Source organism: Xanthomonas hortorum, from assembly GCF_040279205.1.
Lineage (GTDB): Bacteria > Pseudomonadota > Gammaproteobacteria > Xanthomonadales > Xanthomonadaceae > Xanthomonas > Xanthomonas hortorum_F.
On the sequence record NZ_JBEOLS010000145.1, the window covers coordinates 1 to 269 of the forward strand.

Sequence of the window (269 nt, forward strand, 5' to 3'; positions counted from 1 at the left end):
ATCAACGACTAGGACGAAGCTGAGGAATCCAAGGAACATGACATCCAGCTTGTCGAAGCGCGAGAAAATCCGGCGGTAGCCTTTCAAGCGACGGAACAGTCTCTCTACTTCGTTGCGCCGCTTGTACATCTGCCGGTTGTATTCCCAAGGCTCGACCCGATTGGATTTCGGCGGGACCACCGGCACGAAGCCAAGATCGAGCGCTAACTGGCGGGTTTCGTTGCCTTCGTAAGCACGGTCCATCAACAAATGAATCGGCCGCTCCACTG

The 269-nt window shown here is 55.4% G+C and carries 1 protein-coding gene; it reads right to left on the minus strand.

Annotated features, from left to right (window positions below; all coding sequences use genetic code 11):
* Window positions 1–269 (minus strand): transposase (locus ABS769_RS22780; RefSeq protein WP_350498302.1); only part of this gene is annotated, 269 nt, incomplete at both ends.